The following is a 4,032-nucleotide window of genomic DNA, read 5'->3' on the forward strand; positions in this document are numbered from 1 at the left end:
GGTTGGTATCCATAGCGGGCACCTCAGTCCAGCGAACTTACTGCAAGTATAGATTGCCCCAACACGTAAAGGGAACAGCGCCGATGCCGTAGCGATGATTCACCTTTTTGGTATTAAATACTCTGAAGAAATATTAAATGCTGATTTCTCAAAGAAAGAGATCATTGATGCATCTGGTATCAGTAATTCATATTTAACTGAATTAAATAAAGGTGTTAAATTAGCAAAATACGTCATCGCGAAATAATCACATAACAAAATTTTCATGTCGGATGGCACTACGTGCCACCGCATAAAACGAAGTTATGCTCAAAGTAGTTCAGTCAAACTGAGGTTGTATGGCTAAGATATTCCCAAGCATTGAAGTCATCAAGAAAAGCAAGCAGAAGCCGACTGAGGGTGAGTTATTTCTTCTAAATGAGCTGTCGCAGAATTTCGATACGGAAGTGGAGATATACTTTCAGCCATTTTTTAACGGTGAAAGACCTGACAGGCGTTGTTGCTCAAATCAGGGAACTATTCGGCGGTTCAGTGATCTGATCTCTTAGGTTCACCACCGGGACAGGGCGAGCGCATGAGTGTTCAATATTTAGCCATAACTGCCATTTCCCTGACCTTCGAATAATAGCAAACGAAGATTATGTGCAATTAGGCATCATCCACTGAACATTAAAGACATCATCTCGTTCATAAAATGTTCACGATCTCGCCCTGACCACCGGGAGCACCAAATGGGCAAGCCCAAGCACAAGATCAGCAACTGGAAACAATACAATCAGGCCTTGGTACAACGTGGCTCTCTGACCGTCTGGATGGATGAGCAGGCTATCCAACAATCCATCATGGACGCAGAGGTCGAGGGTTTCACTACAGCGACACGGCCATCGAAACGGCTTTGATGCTCAAGGGGCTCTTTAATCTGCCCCTCCGAGCGCTTGAGGGCTTCATCAATTCGCCCCACGGCCACGGCGGCATCAGACGAACCAATGCCTTGCTGGCGGATATCAAGCCACTCGTCGCGGGATAAACCGACGGTAGAAGCCAGACGGATAGCCCGGCCATAGCGTTGTTGTTTCATAACGGACTCCAAAACAAAACGCCCCGACAAGCCGAAGCCTGCCGGGGCGAGAAGTGATAAGGGGAGATTTAAGTTGTGGGTAGAAATGCGGGTAGAAAACGACTACTGCAGTAACGCCAGTGCCTGGGTCATGGCCTGTTGCTTAAGCTGAGCGCCTTGCCCGAACCAGGCGGAATCCAACCGGTAATCCTGATTGCGCGCCCGCCGTCGATGGTCGACAAACTCGGTCATGGCATTGACCAAGCCCCAGGCGGTATTGCGACTGGACGAGAGCGTCGAACCCAGCCCAGTGCCCTGATACAGACTCAGAATCTGCTGCAGCGTGCGGGAGGGCTCCAGCGCTGACGGGTTACTCTCATCGGCCAGTGGCTCACCCAGTACGGTGCGGAAATAGGCATCGGCTTCACTGCGTGATACTGGTCGCTGACTCAGGTCTTTGAGTGAGCGCATAAAGCTGTCCCAACTGGACAGCCCCAGACCGAGCGCATTCTTCACCGCTGCCGCATCAAACTGTGTGGAGTGCGGCACCTTGACGGCACCCTTGCTATCACCGGTCGCCATCTGCAGCGTGTTGTTGCATACCACCCTTACGGAGGTGAACTGAGCCGTGGTACACAGCGAGCCATCGCAGCTAGTAGCCAGCAACAGATAAGCCTTCACTTTGTCCCCGCCGCGCAATGCCGACTCTTGGCCGGTACGCGCCAAAGCCCACAGCTTGCGCCCGCCTTTCAAGACTCCTGCCGTCTCCAGCTCAAAGCCCCCGGCCTTGACCAAATCCTTGTAGAAGCCCAGCACCTCATCCGGCTGAACCACCTTGTAGCGGTTCGACACCACCGACAGCGGTGCCAGCGTATCAGAGCGGTACAGAACTTTGGCGTCTGTATGCGGCCGAATATGCAGGCCATCCGGAGCGACATTAAACAGCACATCACTCTGCGCGATATGCCAATCCATCCCGGCCTCAACCAGCCAGGTCTGCAACGGTTGATGGGCACTCAGGCGATTGCCCAGACCATGCCAGGGCGTATCACCGACATACGCCATCGATTCGACGAGATGAGCCATAGAGCCTCCTGTGAACATGAAAATCAGGCGCCGGAAGAACGGTTCCTCCGGCGATCCACAGGGGTGATATAGGTTTGAAATGTTATTGAAATGGCATGCTTTTCACATTCATGTCTGTCGGTTGCTGGGTCACCTGATGACACGCGATTTTTCATTGTCTGTCCTACAAGAAGCCTCGCATATGCGAGGCTTCAGGGCGGTGGCTTATCCACCTGTCACTGCGTTGTGTCATCTTGATCGGGCATGATGAGTACCCTCCAGATCGGAATCCGTTCTCGAGGGACATCATGATTCAGTCGGCATAAATAATGGCTCTGTCCCAGTTACGTGTTGGAAGGCTATGATTTAACTAGGTCATCGGAAAAGAGGCCTCATTATGGATACTCAAGCCTTCCAACATCTCCTCTCCTTGTTTCCACAACTCTCTGTTCGGCAAAGAAATAGTGCCCAGCAAGAATTGCAGCGACCCAGCCAATATGCGCAAATCAATACGCTGTTACCGGATTGCCCTGAATGTCCTCACTGTCATGCCAAGTCCGAGCAGCTTGCTCCATGGGGTTGGAGTCGTGGCTTACGACGCTATCGCTGTAAGCAATGTCTTCGCACCTGCTCTGCATTGACCAAAACTCCTTTGGCTCGCCTGCGCAAATCCCAGCATTGGCAGGACTATGCCCAAGCACTCATCGAGGGACTAAGTGTCAGAGAGGCGGCCCGACGCTCAGGTGTCAGTAAAAACACTGCCTTCTTATGGCGCCACCGATTTTTGCGCGCCATGGCTGGGCATCGAGCCAATCATGAGCGGGGGATCGTTGAAGTGGACGAGACCTTCTTTCTGGAATCATTTAAAGGCCAGCGGATACTTCCACGGCCAGCCCGACGGCGCGGAGGGAAGGGACGAACCCGGGGCACCGGGCCTGATTACATCCCAGTTGTGGTCGTGCAAGACAGAGAAGGACACACCGCGGATTATCAGCTGTCAACGCTCGATGCAAAGCATGTGGAGGCGATCTTGGCACCGCTGGTTGACAAGGATGCTGTGCTTTGTAGCGATGGAGCTGGAGTGTACGCAAGCTTTGCGAGCCGACATGGCTTGACCCACCAGGTGGTACATAACCGGGAAGGGCAGCGAGTGGTGGGCGCTTACCATATCCAGCATGTAAACGGATATCACAGCAGACTGAAGTTATGGATGAGTCGCTTTCATGGTGTGGCGACACTCTACCTAGAGAATTACCTGGGCTGGCGTCGGATGTTGGAGCGTTACCAGGGAGAGATAGATATCAAACGTTGTTTGCATGAGGCGCTTGGGCGCCCCATGCAACACGTAACTGGGACATAGCCTAAATAATCCGGTCGCGACCGCCGTTTTTGGCTTCATAAAGAGCCTTATCTGCGCGCTCGAAGGCTTCAATCGGTGAATCGCCACTGCGGAACAAGGTGGTGCCGATGGAAATCGTGATTTCAACCTTGTCATCTTTGAAGCGAAACGGGATGCCCTTGACCACATTTCGTAGTTTATCCAACGGCATCTGTATATTGGTGGCATCAATGCCGGGCAGTAGCACCACAAATTCGTCGCCACCATAACGGGCGATAAAATCGGTCTCCCGCAGAGTTCGGCTCATGGCCCGAGCGATGACCTTCAGTGCTTTATCACCCGCCAGATGCCCGAAGCGATCATTGATGGATTTAAAATGGTCGATATCGATGATGGCCAGGCATAACGGTGCCTGATAGCGTAGCCAGCGCTTGTATTCCAGATCGAAGCGTTCATCAAAGGCAGCCCGGTTAAAGACCTGGGTCAGGCTATCCAGCAGCAGTTTGTGTTTCTGCTGGGCCATCCGCTTCTTGTACTCGGAGGTCTCTTCTTTCATCTGGTTGAGCCGGTT

The 4,032-nt window shown here is 52.5% G+C and carries 4 protein-coding genes and 1 pseudogene; 3 read left to right on the plus strand and 2 right to left on the minus strand.

What is annotated here, in order from left to right:
• Positions 1-52 precede the first annotated feature (52 nt).
• Together ACYVG7_RS07595 and ACYVG7_RS07600 are read left to right on the plus strand one after the other, a co-directional pair.
• Positions 53-247 carry an HTH-like domain-containing protein gene (locus ACYVG7_RS07595; RefSeq protein ID WP_460882585.1) on the plus strand — a complete coding sequence of 65 codons (195 nt, stop codon included), beginning with the start codon at positions 53-55 and terminating at the stop codon, positions 245-247.
• Between the two features lie 484 nt (positions 248-731).
• Positions 732-955, plus strand: a pseudogene (locus ACYVG7_RS07600) (transposase); the annotation flags it as partial.
• A gap of 225 nt (positions 956-1,180) precedes the next feature.
• Here ACYVG7_RS07600 and ACYVG7_RS07605 read toward each other — a convergent pair.
• Positions 1,181-2,143, minus strand: a complete 963-nt coding sequence (locus ACYVG7_RS07605) for a DUF932 domain-containing protein (RefSeq protein ID WP_460882582.1) — start codon at positions 2,141-2,143, stop codon at positions 1,181-1,183.
• A 376-nt stretch (positions 2,144-2,519) separates the two neighbouring features.
• Between ACYVG7_RS07605 and ACYVG7_RS07610 the strand changes: the two genes are divergently transcribed.
• Positions 2,520-3,482, plus strand: a complete 963-nt coding sequence (locus tag ACYVG7_RS07610; RefSeq protein ID WP_460882583.1) for an IS1595 family transposase — start codon at positions 2,520-2,522, stop codon at positions 3,480-3,482.
• A 1-nt stretch (position 3,483) separates the two neighbouring features.
• Here the strand turns inward: ACYVG7_RS07610 and ACYVG7_RS07615 are convergent.
• Positions 3,484-4,032 (minus strand): GGDEF domain-containing protein (locus ACYVG7_RS07615; RefSeq protein WP_460882584.1); only part of this gene is annotated, 549 nt, incomplete at its 5' end.

This window comes from Pseudaeromonas pectinilytica (assembly GCF_054780855.1).

Bases quoted from the DNA above. Each gene is read 5' to 3' on its own strand.
- ACYVG7_RS07610 (WP_460882583.1), top strand. From the start codon at position 2,520: ATGGATACTCAAGCCTTCCAACATCTCCTCTCCTTGTTTCCACAACTC.
- ACYVG7_RS07605 (WP_460882582.1), bottom strand. From the start codon at position 2,143: ATGGCTCATCTCGTCGAATCGATGGCGTATGTCGGTGATACGCCCTGG.